Source organism: Pandoraea sp. LA3 (assembly GCF_022696215.1).
Lineage (GTDB): Bacteria > Pseudomonadota > Gammaproteobacteria > Burkholderiales > Burkholderiaceae > Pandoraea > Pandoraea capi.
Map to the genome: position 1 here is coordinate 456,101 of NZ_PTPY01000036.1, position 16,780 is coordinate 472,880.

General features: G+C 65.1%; 12 protein-coding genes and 1 pseudogene. 11 read left to right on the forward strand and 2 right to left on the reverse strand.

Features of this window, described 5'->3' with window-relative positions; translation table 11 throughout:
• Nucleotides 1-19 precede the first annotated feature (19 nt).
• From C5N93_RS20455 to C5N93_RS20485, 7 genes are read left to right on the forward strand one after another with little or no spacing between them, the layout of a single operon-like run.
• On the forward strand, nt 20-610 hold the full coding sequence (locus C5N93_RS20455) for a toxin co-regulated pilus biosynthesis Q family protein (protein WP_242560692.1): 591 nt from the start codon (nt 20-22) through the stop codon (nt 608-610).
• Nucleotides 611-658: 48 nt separating this feature from the next.
• Nucleotides 659-2,410, forward strand: a complete 1,752-nt coding sequence (locus C5N93_RS20460) for a secretin N-terminal domain-containing protein (protein ID WP_242560693.1) — start codon at nt 659-661, stop codon at nt 2,408-2,410.
• 1 nt (nt 2,411) lies between these two features.
• Nucleotides 2,412-3,767: a type 4b pilus protein PilO2 gene (gene pilO2 / locus C5N93_RS20465; protein ID WP_242560694.1), complete on the forward strand. Its 1,356-nt coding sequence runs from the start codon at nt 2,412-2,414 to the stop codon at nt 3,765-3,767.
• Nucleotides 3,757-4,230, forward strand: a complete 474-nt coding sequence (locus tag C5N93_RS20470; RefSeq protein ID WP_150720793.1) for a hypothetical protein — start codon at nt 3,757-3,759, stop codon at nt 4,228-4,230. Before pilO2 ends, C5N93_RS20470 begins: the two co-directional genes overlap by 11 nt.
• Nucleotides 4,214-5,938 (forward strand): ATPase, T2SS/T4P/T4SS family, encoded by a 1,725-nt coding sequence (locus C5N93_RS20475; RefSeq protein ID WP_242560695.1) that lies wholly within the window; start codon nt 4,214-4,216, stop codon nt 5,936-5,938. Before C5N93_RS20470 ends, C5N93_RS20475 begins: the two co-directional genes overlap by 17 nt.
• A gap of 40 nt (nt 5,939-5,978) precedes the next feature.
• Nucleotides 5,979-7,070, forward strand: a complete 1,092-nt coding sequence (locus tag C5N93_RS20480) for a hypothetical protein (protein WP_242560696.1) — start codon at nt 5,979-5,981, stop codon at nt 7,068-7,070.
• Nucleotides 7,071-7,072: 2 nt separating this feature from the next.
• A complete protein-coding gene (locus C5N93_RS20485; protein WP_242560697.1) occupies nt 7,073-7,963 on the forward strand; it encodes an A24 family peptidase in 891 nt (296 codons plus the stop codon).
• A gap of 132 nt (nt 7,964-8,095) precedes the next feature.
• On the opposite strand, the pseudogene C5N93_RS20490 reads toward C5N93_RS20485, so the two are convergent.
• Nucleotides 8,096-9,679: pseudogene (locus C5N93_RS20490) on the reverse strand (GMC family oxidoreductase N-terminal domain-containing protein); the annotation flags it as partial.
• A gap of 424 nt (nt 9,680-10,103) precedes the next feature.
• Here C5N93_RS20490 and C5N93_RS20495 point away from each other — a divergent pair.
• Both C5N93_RS20495 and C5N93_RS20500 read left to right on the forward strand, forming a co-directional pair.
• Nucleotides 10,104-11,768 carry an isovaleryl-CoA dehydrogenase gene (locus C5N93_RS20495; protein WP_242560698.1) on the forward strand — a complete coding sequence of 555 codons (1,665 nt, stop codon included), beginning with the start codon at nt 10,104-10,106 and terminating at the stop codon, nt 11,766-11,768.
• Between the two features lie 262 nt (nt 11,769-12,030).
• Nucleotides 12,031-13,431 (forward strand): coniferyl aldehyde dehydrogenase, encoded by a 1,401-nt coding sequence (locus C5N93_RS20500; RefSeq protein ID WP_174980949.1) that lies wholly within the window; start codon nt 12,031-12,033, stop codon nt 13,429-13,431.
• A 137-nt stretch (nt 13,432-13,568) separates the two neighbouring features.
• Here C5N93_RS20500 and metK read toward each other — a convergent pair whose 3' ends face one another.
• Nucleotides 13,569-14,747: a methionine adenosyltransferase gene (gene metK / locus C5N93_RS20505; protein ID WP_069343019.1), complete on the reverse strand. Its 1,179-nt coding sequence runs from the start codon at nt 14,745-14,747 to the stop codon at nt 13,569-13,571.
• Nucleotides 14,748-14,935: 188 nt separating this feature from the next.
• Here metK and C5N93_RS20510 point away from each other — a divergent pair, with 188 nt between their 5' ends.
• Nucleotides 14,936-15,832 (forward strand): lipid A biosynthesis lauroyl acyltransferase, encoded by an 897-nt coding sequence (locus C5N93_RS20510; protein WP_242560699.1) that lies wholly within the window; start codon nt 14,936-14,938, stop codon nt 15,830-15,832.
• 43 nt (nt 15,833-15,875) lie between these two features.
• Complete coding sequence (dapF, locus tag C5N93_RS20515) at nt 15,876-16,727, forward strand: diaminopimelate epimerase (RefSeq protein ID WP_150720798.1); 852 nt, start codon at nt 15,876-15,878, stop codon at nt 16,725-16,727.
• Nucleotides 16,728-16,780: the final 53 nt, after the last annotated feature.

Sequence of the window (16,780 nt, forward strand, 5' to 3'; positions counted from 1 at the left end):
AATTGAAGGCGGACAAGACATGACCCATCCAGGAATGCGTGTGGCATCGGTCGCTTTGCTGTTCGTGGCAGCGCTGCCGTTGGCCCGTGCGTCGAGCGCGCCACAGACCGACGTCACGTGGATGTTCGCGAGCCACAAGCCGTTGATGCACTCGGTCGGCGTTCGTGAGCCGGGGGACCCGGGCCCCGTGCCCGGTGCGGCACCGCTCGCCGCCGTTGTCGACCTGCCGTCCGAAGCGCTGCGTCGGCAAGGTGTGGACGACGCGCGGCGGCACGTGCATGCGGCGTCAGTCCCGGTGCCGGCACCGCTCGCGCTCACGCAGGTTCCGCCGGATCAGCCATCCCCGTCGAGCGCAGCGTTCGAACTTGCGCTGCAACCGTCGGACGGCCGCGTCTCGCAGGCCGTCCGACGCTACGCCGAACGCCATGGCTGGCAGTTGGCGTGGGAGATCGATCGCGACTTCCCCATCGAATATCCCGCCACGTTTCGCGGCGATTTCCTCGGCGTCGTCGAGCAGATCGTGCGTTCGCTGCAAAACACGGATGCGCCGATACGCGTGAAGGTCTACGAGGCCAATCGCGTGTTGCGTGTCGTGCACGCCACACAATAACCGGCGCCATGCTTCGCGCATGGCCACCGACATCGGAATCAGTCATCCATGAGAATGCGACTCGGCGTGTTGTGCGCCATCACGTTACTGACAGCGTGCGGCACGCCGGGCATGCTGTCGAAAACCGACGAGAATGTCACGCAGACGCGCGAGACGGCGCGCATCGCGTCGGAGACCCATGCCGCGCCTCCTATCGGCGCCATCGAACACGTCGAAGGTGCGTGGCTTTCCCGCAAGTCCGTCGCCGTCAACGCGACGGTCGCCCTGCCGGATTTCTTCAAGCGCGAGGTGCGTTTCTCGACGGGCACGCCGTTGCCGATGTCGGTGCTCCTCACGCAAGTCGCCAGAGGTAACGGCCTCACGATTCGTCTGGCCTCGGACGTGGGATGCGACACCGGCACCCCCGGTGGGCGTGGCGGTCCCTCTTCTGCCCCCACCCGAACGTTTCAGCTCAACTGCACGGACACCGGCGAGCCCGCGGTACCGCTGCAATATCACGGCTCGCTTTCCGGTCTGCTCGATACCATCGCGCATCGCTCCGGCACCCACTGGACGTATCGCGACGGCGTGGTGCAGTTCGCGCGCTTCGTCACGCGCACCTTCCAGATCAAGATGATGCCCGGCAGTTCGACGTATACGGCGTCTGTGGGCAAGGCCTCGAAGATGAAGGCCGACCGGGGCGCGTCCGGGGGCAGCGGCGGGACGTCGGCGGGGGGCGTCGACCTGAACTTCAACGCCGACGCCAACGTCTCCGTCGAGTCGGAGCTCGACTACTGGACGGATCTCGTGAAGGCCGTCACCGACATGTTGTCGCCGGGCGGACGGGTGACGCCGTCGGTCGTCACCAGTTCGCTGGTCGTGACCGATACGGCCGACGTGATGTCGCGCGTCGCGCAATACATCGATTCGGAGAACGCCGTGCTCGGGCGTCAGGTCAAGCTGCGCGTGCAGGTGTATTCGGTCACGCTGGATGAGAACTCGGCGGCGGGCATCGACTGGGATCTCGTTTACCGCTCGGCGAGCGGTTTCGTCGCCGGACTGAGCGGCCCGGCGATGGGCGGCGCCCTCATGGCGCGCAAGGGCGGCCTGAGCGTCAGCAAGATTCCCAATGGACGGCTCGCGGGTTCTGCCGCGTTCATCAAGGCGCTCAGCAAGCAGGGGCGGGTGAGTACGGTGATCGATACCACGGTCGTCACGCTGAACAATCAGCCCGCACCGGTCGCCGTCACGCAGAATCGCGGCTTCATCGCGCAGACCAAGATGACGCCCGGCAACTACGGCGGGCAAACCGTGGTGACGGCGGAGCAGTCGGTGCTGACCACGGGTTTCGTGATGAATCTGCTGCCCACGCTGATGGACAACCGGAGCGTGATGTTGCAGGTACAGATCGACATGTCCGACCTCAAGAAGCTCGACAAGATCAACCTGCGCACCGGCAAGGAAGCGCCCAGCGGCGGCGACTCGGGCAGAGGTAACGGCGGGCCGGACTTCAAGGCGGACGTCGATGGCAAGGGGGCGAGTTTCGAGGTCGGCGGCAACGATGGAGAGCACGGTGGCGGTGGCGATGGCGGCTTCGGGGCGGGCACGTTCATGCAGTTGCCCATTACGGCATCGGTCCAGACGATGCAGCGCGCTTCGCTGAAGTCGGGCGACACGCTGGTGCTGAGCGGCTTTCGTCGCAAGGACGACAACACCGAGCGCGACGGCATCTTCAACTACGAAGGCGGTACGAAGGAGGCGAATCAGCACGTCAACGAAGTCGTGATCCTGATCTCGCCGGAACTGACCGAGGGCGTGTGACATGGCACGCGCACTGTCCAATCACCTCGTTGTCGGCGCGCAGTGGGAGACGCTGATCGGCCTCGAGAAGGAGATGGCCGAGATTCGCAGTCTTGCGCGCAGCCGCGACGCCTCTCACTTCGCGGTGACGGACGACGGCGCGGGCACGCGTACCGTCGGACTGATCGCGTTGTCCGAGGCCGACGCCGCAGACGCCACCGACGGGTACGCGCTGGCCGCCGTGCTCGGTTCGCTCGTCGACGCGCCGAACGTCGCGTTCATCCATCCCGATCCGGACGATCCCGCCAGAGCGCTGTTCGTGACATTGCGCGATCACCGTCCCGAACTCGATCTGGAACTGCCCGCGTCGGCGTTGAAGCATCGTCTGGAGCAATGGACGGCGGAGGTCGGCGGACCGGTGAAGGTGGCCGGGGTGATGCGTATGGACCTGCCGCACGCGGACGTCGTTCTCACGCTTGACGATATCGCCGCTGCGGCGCTGCGCGAGGAGGCGGCGCAGGCGCGGTTGAAGCCGGTGCGCAACGGATTGCCGGGCATGCCCGCGCGCCAGATGAAGATCGCCGCCGCGCTGATGGCGATGCTGGTCGTGGTTGGCGGCGCGGGGTATTGGGGATGGACGTGGTACGAAGACATGCAGCGCGAGAAGCTCGCCGCTGCCAATCGCGTCGATCCGGTCGATGCCTACAAGGCGGCGCTCAAGCGCGCGCTTGCGGCCGAATCGTTCTCGACGGGCGCGTCGTATGCGCGGCATCTGCAACGCACGATTACGCATCTGCCGGCGAATGCGGGCGGATGGCGCCCGGCGAGCATCGACTGCAAGGCGCGGCGTTGCGAGATCGAATGGCGGCGTCGCGAGGGCGGCACCTTCGATCTGCTGCTCTCCCAGCGTCCGGCGGCGCAGATCGTCGACCTCGATCACGCGAGGGAGGTCGCCACGCTACCCGACGATGACGCGACGTCGGCCCGCACGGTAGCCGCATCGGTCGGCGCTGCGTCCGCGAATGACGCGTCGGAGGCGATCGAAGACGACGGCGATGCTCGCGTGACCCCCATCCCACGCAATCAATTTCTGCGCACGGCCGGCGCCCGTCTGCAAGCGCTTGGCGACTACGGCATGGACATCGCGCTGACGATGCCCACGCCGCTGGTGCCCGTGCCGCCGGGCGTGGCCACGCGCCACGACGTACCGTTGCCGATCTCGAAAGGCGAATGGAAGATGGCGGGGCATCTGGCGTTCTACGACTCCGTCGCAGGCTTGATGATGCGCGCGGGCAACATGTCGCTGGGCGAGTTGAAGATCGTGGTGGACGACGGCAAGCCCGTCTTCTCTGCACAAGGAACCTACTATGTTCATTAAGTTTTTCCGCCGTGCCGTGTTGACGATGGCGGCGGTGATTCCGGCAACGGCACACGCGGAGGAGACGATCGACGCCTTTGCCCGCGCCCATCTCAAGGCCTCGCAGGAGGCGCAGGACGCAAAGCAGGCCGACGCCAGGGCCGCCGCGGCGGGCAACGCACACGGGCGTGCCGACACGAAGCCTCCGCCGACCGGCGAGCCGCCCGAGCTGCTGTTCATCTACGGCGTGGAAAACGCGACGGTGGCCTACCTGCGCGTCGACGGCCGCTTTGGACGCAACGTGACCCGGGGCGACAACGTCGGCGAGTGGAAGGTCGTCGACATCGGGGACGATTTCGTCGACCTCCAACACGGTGCGAAGCGCAAGCGCCTGTTGTTGCCCAATGCCTTCGGGATTGCACCATCGTCCGCTACGCAAGCGAGTCAGCGTATGCCGAGGGCATCTCATGGCGAACGTTTCTGAGCGGTTTCGCGCCGTTCTGGCGCGCTTCGGGCATCGCGCCAGAACGCGTGCCGTGGTGCATCCCATCGCCGATCTGCGCGAATCGGACATTCAGACCCTCGGCTGGCGCCAGGACCTGGGCATCACGCTGGCCGGTGCGGAGCACGGCTCGCTCGTGCTGGTCGCCATGAAGCCGCGTCTCTACCTGGTGCTGCTCGAACACAACACGTTCGTGCGCACGCAAGGCTCTGACTTGCTCGACCGCTTCGACCGCGCGGTGCGGGCCAGGCATCGACTCGATCTCGAAGGCATCTACGTGGGCACGACCGAGGAGATTCTGCTGATGCAGTCGCGTCTGCAACAGCAGGGCGACGACAGCGATCGGTCCGGCGAGCAACGCACCGGGGCGTATCGCAATTTCGATCTGATCATCGAGCGCGCGATCGAGGCGGGGGCGTCGGACATCCACTTCGAGTTTCGTGAAGGGCGTCAGGTGCAGGTGCGCATGCGCATTCACGGCAAGCTGCGCATGACGGCGGACGGCGATCGTCTCGCGCGCGACTATCACGCCATGCTCGATGCTGTGTCTGCGGCGTACAACTCGCGTGCCGATCCGAGCAGCCGCAGTCATAACCACTTCGACGAAGCACAGCATCAAAGCTGCTCGATCCCGCTCACGCTTCGTCAACGCAAGTATCAGTTGCGTTTCCAGAGCGTGAAGGAGAATCGCGGCGTGGACGTGGTGTTGCGTCTGCTGATCAACGAAGCGACGGATGGCGACGTGCTCACGCTCACGCAGCTCGGGTACTCCGACGATCAGGTCGAGATTCTCGAAGACGCGGTGCATCGCAGCCCGGGGCTCACGATCATTGCGGGCGAGACCGGCTCCGGCAAGTCGACGACGTTGCGCACGCTGATGACCTACGAGCGCGACTCGGGCAAGAAATTCTTCTCCATCGAGGATCCGGTCGAATACATCCAGCCCCACATGACGCAGATTCCGATTCAGCGCCGTGCGGAGGACGGTCCCGGCGACTCGCCGTTCGGCGCCGCCGCCAAGGTGCTGTTGCGGGGCGATCCGGACAAGCTGATGCCCGGGGAGATTCGCGATGCAGAGACCGGTTCGTTTGCCAAGTCGATGACGGAGACGGGCCATCAGGTGCTGTCGACGGTGCACGCGTCGAGCGCGTTCGGCATCGTGACGCGTCTGGTCAGCGAGGAGATCGGCATGCCGCTCGCCGCCGTCACTTCGCCGAACTTTCTGACGGCCATCGTCTATCAGAAGCTGCTGCCGGTGCTGTGCGTGCATTGCAAGCGTCCAGCCCCCGAGGCGCTCGACGCGGCCACGCTGTCGGTGATCGGCACGCTCGGCATCGATACGTCGAAGGTCTGTGTCGAAGGCCCCGGCTGCGAGCGGTGTCGCGGGCGCGGCACCGGTGGGCAGACTGTCGTGGCGGAAGTGTGCGAGCTGACTGACGAACTGCTCGATCTGCTGCGCGAAGGGCATTACTGGGAAGCCGAACGTCATTGGCGTGCATGCCATGACGGCGACCTGACCAGCCCTCACATGACCGGCAAATCCGCAATGGAGCACGCGATGTTCAAGATGTCGCAAGGCCTCGTCGATCCGCACGACGTCGAAGCCGCGTTCTGCAAGCTCAAAAAATTTCATTTCCGTCAGACGACGTCGCTCGGCACGTCTTCTGCGCGACGTCTCGCCAGCGTGTGACGTTGCACTGATGCCCGCCTGACGTTCTGCACCCACTGCCATGATCGAAGCTGCCAACCGCCTGCTCGCCAAACTCTCGCCCGCGCGTGACCCCTATCCCGGATTGACGAAGGCCAAACGCCGGTTCCGCAAGACCCGCGCCAAGTTCTACAGCGACTTCGCCGATGCCATCGAAGACGGCGCCAATCCGTTCGAACTGTTCTCGCGACGCCATGCCCGTGCCAAGGAGCGTCGCAATCCGATGGCGCCGCTTTACGCCGTATGGCGTGACCGTGCGAGTTCGAAGAATCTGCAAAAGTCGTGGGCGGGCACGATTCCCGAGGAAGACCTCGTCGTGATCGCCGCCGGCGAGAAGGGCGATCTGCCCGGCACGCTGCGTTTTCTCGCGCGCGTGGTCACGCTTCAGCAGCAAACCCGCGCGGCCATCGCCGGTGCGGTGGCGTTGCCGATCTTCATGTCCGTGCTGCTCGCGGCGATTCAGCTCGGCGTGGCGTACGGCATGATGCCGATCATGACGGAGATCATGCCGCCCGAGAAATTTCCGCTCGTCGGCGCGGGGCTTTACGTGATGTCCGGGTTCGTCGCGAACTGGTGGCCGTTCCTCTACGGCGTGCCGGTCGCGCTCGTGGTCATGATGTCGCTGTCGTTCCGCCGGTGGACGGGGCCGATGCGTCGCCGTCTCGATAACTTCGGCCCGTACGCGGTGTATCGCGACGTGCGTGCGGGGGAGTTTCTCGTCGCGCTGGCGGCACTCACGAGCGCCAAGACGTCGGTGTTCGATGCCGTCTCGCTGCTGCTCGCGCGCGCGTCACCGTGGTTGCGATGGCATCTCCTGCGCATGCGTGCGTCGCTCAAAAGCGAGCGCAGCATGATCAAGGCGATGGATACGGGCATCTTCAACGAGGAGGTGTTCGATCGTCTCGTCGAGTATTCCGGACGCACCAACTTCGACGCCGGCATTCGCAAGATCGGGTTGATGACGATTGAAGAAGTCGCGGAGCGCATCAAGACACGTTCCGCGACGCTGCGCTCGGTGCTGCTCGCGATGGTCGGCCTGACCATCATCTTCACCGTCGGCGGCATGCTGCAAATCGGCCACGCAGCCGGTGAGTACGCACAGTCGATGTTCTGACGATGACCGCGCTCGTCGATGTTCTGTGGGCGGCGTTTCGTGCCTTGCCGCGAGAGGCCGTGGCGGCAGCGATGGCTGTGTTCGGGTTGTTCGTCGGCAGCTTTCTCAACGTGGTCGTCTATCGTCTGCCACGCATGCTGGAAACGCAATGGGCCCAGGAGGTCGCGGCATGGTCGGGGCAGATGCCGCCGGTCACCCCGGTCTTCAACCTCGCGTGGCCGCCGTCGCGTTGCCCGCGATGCGAGACGCGTATCGCGGCCCATCACAATCTGCCGGTCTTCAGCTATCTGTGGTTGCGCGGTCGATGTGCCGCCTGTGGCACGGGCATCTCCATGCGCTATCCGCTCGTCGAGATGGTCGTGGGGGTGCTGTTCGCCGTTGTCGCGTGGCTATTCGTGCCCACACACCAGTACGCGGCCATGCTCGCGTGGTGCGGCTTCGGGGCGACGGCGTTCGCGCTGGCGCTCATCGACATGGACACGCGGCTGCTGCCGGACTGGCTGACGTTGCCGCTGCTGTGGGGTGGTCTGCTGTGCAGCGTGATGCACGTCACCTTGCCTGTCGACGAGGCGGTGCTCGGCGCAGCGCTGGGGTACGGTGTGATGTGGACGATTGCGGCGGTGTACCGCGCACTCACACAGCACGATGGCCTTGGCGGCGGCGACGCCAAGCTCGTCGCCGCGTGCGGGGCGTGGCTCGGGTGGATCGGGGTGCCGCTGATGCTGGCCTTCGGCGCGGTGGCCGCGACGCTCGCCTTCGCCGTCTTCGGCATGGTGCGCGGCCGCGCGTTGCGCGAGCCGCTACCGTTCGGTCCGTGGTTGGTGCTTGGGGCGCTGGCGAGTTTGTTGTGGGGCGAGCCGTTCCTAGACCTGTGGTTGCGCACGCACGGCTGAGAGACCCGGTTCGGCGGAGGATTGCGCTCGCGCTTCCGTGAGCGGAGCCTCCGCCCGACGCTCCCCATCGGCACGTGCTCCGGTCCCGGGCGTGATCGTCGAGGAGGACAGGGAAGCCGACGATGCAGAAGCACTCGCCAGTATCAGATCCGCGGCCTTCTCGCCGATCATCATCGATGGCGCATTGGTGTTGCCGCCGATGAGCGTCGGCATAATCGATGCATCGACCACACGCAGTCCCTCGACACCCCGCACGCGCAGTTCCGGATCCACCACCGATGCCGCATCGCTGCCCATCCGGCAGGTGCCGACCGGATGGTAGATGGTGTCGGCGCGCGCACGGATCAACGCGGTGAGCGCTTCATCCGATTCGATCCCGCGACTGTGCAACTCGTGTCCGCCGAACTTCGCGAGCGACGGCGCGGCGAGTATGCGCCGGATCACGCGCGCGCCGCGCAGCAAGGTGTCGACATCCTCCTGCGCTTGCAGGAATGCCGGGTCGATGAGCGGCGCATCGCGCATGTCGGACGACGCGAGCGTGACACGTCCCCGGCTCTTCGGTCGCAGCACGCAGGCGTGCAACGAGAGGCCGCGTCGCAGATGCAGACGTCGGTTGTGGTTGTCGCAAATGCCCACGAGAAAGTGCATCTGCAAGTCCGGTCGCGCGAGTGACGGATCGCTCTTGAGGAAGCCCCCGGCCTCGGCCACGTTGCTCGCGAACAGCCCGCGCCGGTCGCGCAGATAGTCGATCCCCTGCATGAGCAGATGCCACAACCCCGCCGGTGTGTAGCCGACGAGGTCGCGCTGAGCGACGTACTTGTTGACGATGAAGTCGATGTGGTCTTGCAGGTTTTCGCCAACGCCCGGCGCATCGACCCGGACTTCCAGACCGTGCGTGCGCAGTTGTTCGGCCGGGCCGATGCCCGAGCACATCAACAACTGCGGCGAGTTGAAAGCGCCGGCGCTCAGCACGATTTCCGCACGTGCGCGGATGGTTTGCAGTGCGCCCTGACGTTGCAGTTTGATGCCCGTCGCACGCTTGCCGTCGAAGACGATGCGCTGCACGAGCGCGTCGGTGATCACATGCAGATTCGGGCGCGACTTGCCGTGCAGATAGGCGCGCGCGGCGTTCCATCGCTGGCCGTCTTTCTGCGTCACCTGATAGACGCCCGCGCCCTCGTAATGCTCGCCGTTGAAATCGTCGGTGACCGGAAATCCGGCTTCGCGCGCAGCGTCGACATAGTGCTGCGAGAACGGATTGACGGTGCGCAGATCGGCCACGTTGAGTGGCCCGCCCGTGCCATGCCACGCGTTCGCGCCGCGTTCGTTGTTTTCGTTGCGACGGAAGTAGGGCAGCACGTCGTCCCATCCCCAGCCGGTACAACCGGCCTGTGCCCAGTCGTTGTAATCGTCGGGATGCCCGCGTGTGTAAATCATCGCGTTGATCGAACTGGAGCCGCCGAGTCCGCGTCCGCGCGGCTGATACCCCTGACGTCCGCCAAGTCCCGCTTGCGGCACGGTGCGATAGCCGTAGTTGCGGCGCGACGCGAACGGCACCAGGGCGGCGAGGCCGAGCGGCAGCCGCACCAGAAAGCTGTTGTCCGGCGGACCGGCTTCGATGAGTGCAATCGTGCTGCCCGGCAAGCCGTCGGCCAGACGCGCAGCGAGCGCGCAACCGGCCGAACCGCCGCCGACAATGACGTAGTCATAGTCCATGCTGTCATCCTCCCTTGGATGGCACTGCATTCACTCTGATGTTGCGGTGTTTTCGAATGCGTTCGCTGTGTCAACTGCGTCAGCTGTTTCGGCTTGTCGTTCTCGGCGATGCCGATGTCTCGTTCTTATCCTTCTTTGTGCATGTCCCGACTTCGTTGTGTCCCGAAGGGTGTCGGTGGCAGTGACTTTGCAGCGGCACTCATTGTAGGCAGACATTGCCCGCGTTCGGGGGTGAAGTGAAGCATTCCTCTAATTTGGATGACTTCACGGACGTGGGCGCTATGATGAAATGATCGCCTTTAGGTAACCGTCCCATGCTTGGCATCGTGACGTTACCCGACCGGTGGACAGCCGGTGCCCATGACGGCAGATGCGTGCCGCACGGGGGCTGGACAAGAACACGGAGACACGCACGGAGACACGGATGACCGAAGCCTGGCAGACGCATGACGTCACCAATCAGGTGCCGCCGCTCACGGATTACAACCTCTACGCGACCGATGCCGCCTTGCAGGCTGCCGTCGCCGCGTTCGATGCCGACTGGCATGCGAAGACGTTGCATCGGCAGGGCGCGCGTCTGGGCGAGGCCGAAGTGCAGCAATGGGCGCAGGACGCCAATCGTCACGAACCGGAGCTGCAATCCTTCGATTCGCGAGGCAATCGCATCGACCGTGTCGAGTTTCACCCCGCATGGCATTCGCTCATGGCGCTTTTGCGCGGTGCACAACTGCAATCGCTGCCGTGGGCGCATCCACGCGGCGGGGCGTTTGCCGCGCGCACGGCATCGTATTTTCTGCATGCGCAGAACGAGGCCGGCGCGTTGTGCCCCACGACGATGACGTTCGCGAGCATTCCCGTGCTCGCCAAGGAAGCGTCGCTTTTCCCCACGATCAAGGACAAGCTGCTCGCGCCGCAACACGATCCGCGCGATGTGCCGCTCGCGCAGAAGCACGCCATCCTCATCGGCATGGGGATGACGGAAAAGCAGGGCGGCTCGGACGTGCGCACGAACACCACGACCGCGACCGATGGCGGCGACGGCACGTTCTCGCTCGTCGGTCATAAGTGGTTCTTCTCCGCGCCGCAGTGCGACGCGCATCTGGTGCTCGCGCGTGAGAGCGACAGCGATGCGCTGTCCTGTTTCTTCGTGCCGCGCTATGCCCCCGACGGACGCAAGAACGCGGTGCAGGTGCAGCGTCTCAAGGACAAGCTCGGCAATCGCTCCAACGCCAGCAGCGAAGTCGAGTTTCAGGGCGCGTACGGCACGCGTGTGGGCGCGCCGGGTCGCGGCGTGCCCACGATCATCGAGATGGCGACGTACACGCGGCTCGATTGTGTGATCGGCAGTGCGGCGATGATGCGCACGGGCGTCGTGCAGGCGATTCATCATGCGCGGCATCGCACGGCGTTCGGCGCGAAGCTCGTCGATCAGGATCTGATGACGACGGTGCTCGCGGATCTCGCGCTGGAGTCGGAAGCCGCGACGTGGCTGGCGATGCGTCTCGCGCAGGCCTTCGACGCAAGTGCTGTCGATGACGACACACCGGTGCAACGCGCATGGCGACGCATCGTGCTGCCCGCCGCGAAGTTCTGGGTGTGCAAGCGCGCCCTGGAGTTTGCCGGGGAATGCATGGAAGTGTGGGGCGGCAACGGCTACGTCGAAACGGGGCCGCTCGCGCGGTGGTATCGCGAAGCGCCTGTGAATTCGATCTGGGAGGGTTCCGGCAACGTGATGTGCCTCGACGTGCTGCGCGCGATCAGCCGCGAGCCGGACGTCGCGCAAAGCTGGTTCCAGTGGCTGACCGAGCGCACCGCGTCACATGTGACGTTGCGCGCAGCACTGGCGCAGTTGCACGGCTGGCTCGCCGCCGACCCGGCCACGCATGCGGTGCGCGCGCGTGCCATCGCACAACAGATCGTGTTGCTCGCGCAGGCGGCGTTGTTGCTGGAACACGCACCGTCCGAACTGGCCCACGGGTTCATCGAGAGCCGGTTTTCGAACGCAGGGGGACGCGTGTACGGCGTGATGCCGCACACGCTCGCCACCGGTGTGCAGCGCGCATGGCTCGACAGAGCGTTTCTCGCGTGAGGGGTAGGGCTCGAAGCGCAAACGATCGGCACGAGACAGGCATAAGACACACGCAGCACGCGTGCCTGATGTGCATGATGCACTTTTCATAACGACAACACATCGACGGCGACCGCCGGTGCCTTCATGCACCGGGGCTTGCAGGGAGGAGAACGGCATGGGACACAAGGACGAGCCGGGCGCGCTTCACAACGAGCTTGATCAGAGACTTCACGATGGGCTTCATGCCGCGCAGGCGTTGCCTACGTCGCAGGGCGACGACATGGCGCGCGCACTGCTGTTGCCACGCTTCGACGCGATGCGTCGCGCACACGACGCCGCGCCGCATGTCGACTGGTCGACGCGCAAGCGTCACCTGACGGCGCTGCAAGCGATGCTGCACAAGTATCGCGAGCCGTTTGCGAATGCCATCGACGCCGATTTCAACGGGCGCTCGGCGCAGGAAACCGACATGCTCGAACTGTTTCCGTCGCTCGGCAACCTGAAGCATGCGCTGTCGCATACGCGTCGCTGGATGCGCGGTTCGCAGGGCTGGGCGAATCTCTGGCTGCTGCCCGCGCGGCGTGCGGTGGTGCCGCAGCCGTTGGGCGTCGTGGGCGTGATCGTGCCGTGGAACTACCCGCTGTTTCTCGCCGTCGGCCCGCTCACTGATGCGCTGGCAGCGGGCAATCGCGTGATGATCAAGGTGTCCGAAGTCACGCCGCGATTCGCGGAAGTCTTCGCGTCGGCCATCGCGCAAACCTTCCCGCCGGAGTGGGTGACGGTCGTCACTGGCGATGCGCAGGTCGCACGCGCTTTCTCGACGCTCGCGTTCGACCATCTGCTGTTCACGGGGGCGACGTCCATCGGTCATCACGTCATGCGTGCGGCGAGCGAGCATCTCACGCCAGTCACGCTGGAGCTGGGCGGCAAGTCGCCCGCCATCATCGGGCCCGGTGCGCGTTGGGAGCACGCCGTGGAGCGCATCATGCTCGGCAAGCTCCTCAATGCCGGGCAGACGTGCGTGGCCCCTGACTACGTGCTCGTGCCGCGTGAGAAGCTCGACACGTTCGTGACGACGGCACGGCAGGTGGCCGCCCGCATGTATCCGGACGCGGTTCATAACCCGCAGTACACGAGCATCGTGTCGGCGCGTCACTTCGAGCGGTTGTCGGGGCTGGCGAACGAAGCGGCGGCGCAGGGCGCAACGTCGCATGCGTTGTTCGACACGCCGGCGGAGGCTGCACGCCGACGTCTGCCGCCGGTCGTGCTGACGGGGGTGCACGACGGCATGCGCGTGATGCGCGAAGAGATCTTCGGCCCGTTGTTGCCCGTGGTGCCGTATGACGATCTGGACGCGGCGATTGCGTACGTGAACGAGCGTCCGCGACCGCTCGCGCTGTACGTCTTCGATACCGACAATACCCGTATCGACCGCGTGGTCGACGGCACGATTTCGGGCGGCGTCACCATCAACGACACGCTGCTGCATGTGGCCGAGCACTCGCTGCCGTTCGGCGGCGTGGGGCCGTCGGGCATGGGCGGGTACCACGGCGAGGCAGGGTTCCGCACGTTCTCCAAGGAGAAGCCGATCTTCCGTCAGGCGCGATGGAACGGCGCGGGGTTGCTCAACCCGCCGTACGGTAAGGTGTTCGCCGCCATGATCCGGCAGTTGATTCGCTGATCGCCGGATTCGTCAGCGGCGCACTGAGGCGCTCCCAATAACAAAACCCCCGCCGGTTTGACCCGGACGGGGGTTTTGTTTATCTGAGGCCGGTTCACACCGGCTTCAGACGTGATGCGGAGTGCCTTGGTGCGGTATCAGGCTACGGCGCGCAGACCGGCGTCGGCCAGCAGCGCGTCGGCGCGATCGGTGGCTTCCCACGAGAATTCCGGCTCTTCGCGGCCGAAGTGGCCGTAAGCGGCAGTCTTCTCATAGATCGGACGCAGCAGGTCGAGCATCTGGATGATGCCCTTCGGACGCAGGTCGAAATGCTTCTCGACCAGCTCGGCGATGCGCTGATCGCTGATCTTGCCCGTGCCAAACGTGTTGACCATGACCGACGTCGGACGCGCCACGCCGATGGCGTACGAGACCTGGATCACGCACTTCGAGGCCAGACCGGCAGCCACGATGTTCTTCGCGACGTAGCGGCCGGCGTAAGCGGCCGAGCGGTCGACCTTCGACGGATCCTTGCCCGAGAACGCGCCGCCGCCGTGCGGTGCAGCACCGCCGTACGTGTCGACGATGATCTTGCGGCCCGTGAGGCCGGCGTCGCCCTGCGGGCCACCGATCACGAAACGGCCGGTCGGGTTCACCAGGAACTTGATGTCGCCCTTGATCAGTTCGGCTGGCAGCACCGGCTTGATGACTTCTTCGATGACGGCTTCGCGCAGCGCTTCCAGACCGATGTCCGGCGCGTGTTGCGTCGAGAGCACCACAGTGTCGATGCTGTGCGGACGGCCGTTTTCGTACTTGATGGTGACCTGCGACTTGGCGTCCGGACGCAGCCAGGGCAGACGACCGTCGCGGCGCACTTGCGACTGGCGCTCGACCAGACGGTGCGACAGGTAGATCGGCAGCGGCATGAGTTCCGGCGTTTCATCGCAGGCGTAGCCGAACATCAGGCCCTGGTCGCCGGCGCCCTGATCGAGGTTGTCGTCATGCGCACGGTCCACGCCCTGCGCGATGTCCGGCGACTGACGGTCGTACGCCACCAGCACGGCGCAACCCTTGTAGTCGATGCCGTAGTCGGTGTTGTCGTAACCGATGCGACGGATCGTTTCGCGTGCGACTTGCTGATAGTCGACCGTGGCGGTCGTGGTGATTTCACCTGCGAGCACGACGAGGCCCGTGTTGCAAAGCGTTTCCGCAGCAACGCGCGCGTACTTGTCTTGCGTCAGGATAGCGTCGAGAACGGCGTCCGAGATCTGGTCGGCAACTTTGTCCGGGTGACCTTCGGAGACGGATTCGGAGGTAAAGAGATAGTCGTTCGCCACTTCTGGCTCCTCTAACGATATTTGGCGACTCACGTTGCCGTCATCGGAGGGGAAGCGGCGACGCTTTAGCGGAAAATTGGTCGAATGCGCTGCCTCAGTCGGGTTGCCCATTCGAATCGCCCCGCAAGTTGTCAGTTAACTCGGCGATGTCGCTTATTATACGCCCCTGAAGAAATCCTGCTTGCGACATGTCAACCACTCCCAAGAAATCGCTCGGGTACTACCTCAGCGTGGGTCTGCTGCGCGGACTCAATCTGCTGCCCTATAGCTGGGTCGCCCGTTTTGGCACGGGGATCGGCCATGTGCTGTACTCGATTCCCAGCTCCCGGAAGCGGGTGGTGCACACCAATCTGCGCCTGTGTTTCCCCCACTGGGACGACGCTACCCGCGAGCGCGTCGCCCGGGCGTCCTTCGTCCATGCGATCCGGAGCTATGCCGAGCGCAGCTTTCAGTGGTTTGGCAGCGGCAAGAAGCTGGAGCGGCTCATCGAACTCGACTCCGCCGTGGACCTGCGCGCGCCGGATATGCCGCCGACCATTCTGTTGGGTTTCCATTTCGTGGGCATCGAAGCGGCGTCCGTCTTCATCAACTACTCGCTGCATCGGCCTTGCGCGTCGCTGTACACCCCGATGTCCAACCCGGCGTTCGACGCCATGGCCCGTGAGCAGCGCGGCCGCTTCGACGCCGAGATGATCCCGCGTGGCGACAGCGCTCGTGACGTGTTGCGCATGTTCCGCAAGAAAAAACCCGTCATGCTGGCCGCCGACATGGACTACGGCGCGCGAAACTCCACGTTCGTGCCGTTTTTTGGCGTGCAAACCTGCACGCTGACGTCGGTTTCGCGGTTGGCCGAAGTCGGCCGCGCCCAGATTCTGCCGTTCATCGGCGAGGTACTGCCGAATTTCAAGGGCTACCGGCTCAAGGTGTTCCCGGTCTGGGAGAACTATCCGAGCGGTGACCCGGATGCAGACGCCCGTCGCATGAACGCGTTCCTCGAAGAACAGATTCTCAAGATGCCGGAACAGTATTACTGGGTTCACAAGCGCTTCAAGACGCGCCCCGAGGGCGAGCCGGGCGTCTATTGACCGGCACCGGATGCGCGTCAACCTTCTCCACTACAATAGCGGCATGAAGCTCAAATTCACCAAGATGCAAGGCGCCGGGAACGACTTCGTCGTGATCGACGGCATCTCGCAGACCATCGATTTCACGCCGGAACAGTGGCGTGCGCTCGCCGACCGTCATTTTGGCGTTGGCGCTGACCAGCTTTTGCTCGTCGAACGCGCGACGCTGCCGGGCGTGGACTTCCGCTACCGCATCTTCAACGCCGACGGCGGCGAGGTCGAGCATTGCGGCAACGGCGCGCGCTGCTTCGTCAAGTTCGTGCGCGATACGGGCCTCACTGACAAGCAGACGGTGCGTGTCGAGGTGCAGCAGGGCGTGATCACGCTCACGATGCGCGAAGACGGTCAGGTCAGCGTGGATATGGGCGCACCGATTCTCACGCCGTCCGACGTGCCGTTCGATGCCACCGGGCTCGAAGGCCGCCGCGAGGGCGACGACACGCTCTGGCCGCTCGACGTGGGCGGCAAGACCACGTGGATTTCCGTCGTGTCGATGGGCAACCCGCACGCCGTGCAGGTCGTCGAGAACGTCGATACCGCGCCGGTCGAGACGGACGGGCCGCTCGTCGAGCGTCACCCCCGCTTCCCGCGCCGTGTGAACGCCGGATTCCTGCAAGTGGTGAGCCAGCACGAGGCGCGTCTGCGCGTGTACGAGCGCGGCGCCGGCGAAACGCTCGCCTGCGGTACCGGGGCCTGTGCGGCAGCGGTCGCGGGCATCCGTCGCGGCTTGCTCAAGGCGCCCGTCGCCATCGAGACGCACGGCGGCACGCTCACCATCGACTGGGACGGCGCAAGCGGTCCGGTCATCATGACAGGGCCGGCTGCCACGGTCTTCGAAGGCACGATCGAGGTCTGAGACGGCAGCAGGACGCAGCGCAACGGCCTGCGCGCCCCGGAAGGTCATGAGGC

Coding starts and splice junctions, on each gene's coding strand:
- C5N93_RS20455 (WP_242560692.1), top strand. CDS start 20: ATGACCCATCCAGGAATGCGTGTGGCATCGGTCGCTTTGCTGTTCGTG.
- C5N93_RS20460 (WP_242560693.1), top strand. CDS start 659: ATGAGAATGCGACTCGGCGTGTTGTGCGCCATCACGTTACTGACAGCG.
- pilO2 (WP_242560694.1), top strand. CDS start 2,412: ATGGCACGCGCACTGTCCAATCACCTCGTTGTCGGCGCGCAGTGGGAG.
- C5N93_RS20470 (WP_150720793.1), top strand. CDS start 3,757: ATGTTCATTAAGTTTTTCCGCCGTGCCGTGTTGACGATGGCGGCGGTG.
- C5N93_RS20475 (WP_242560695.1), top strand. CDS start 4,214: ATGGCGAACGTTTCTGAGCGGTTTCGCGCCGTTCTGGCGCGCTTCGGG.
- C5N93_RS20480 (WP_242560696.1), top strand. CDS start 5,979: ATGATCGAAGCTGCCAACCGCCTGCTCGCCAAACTCTCGCCCGCGCGT.
- C5N93_RS20485 (WP_242560697.1), top strand. CDS start 7,073: ATGACCGCGCTCGTCGATGTTCTGTGGGCGGCGTTTCGTGCCTTGCCG.
- C5N93_RS20495 (WP_242560698.1), top strand. CDS start 10,104: ATGACCGAAGCCTGGCAGACGCATGACGTCACCAATCAGGTGCCGCCG.
- C5N93_RS20500 (WP_174980949.1), top strand. CDS start 12,031: ATGGCGCGCGCACTGCTGTTGCCACGCTTCGACGCGATGCGTCGCGCA.
- C5N93_RS20510 (WP_242560699.1), top strand. CDS start 14,936: ATGTCAACCACTCCCAAGAAATCGCTCGGGTACTACCTCAGCGTGGGT.
- dapF (WP_150720798.1), top strand. CDS start 15,876: ATGAAGCTCAAATTCACCAAGATGCAAGGCGCCGGGAACGACTTCGTC.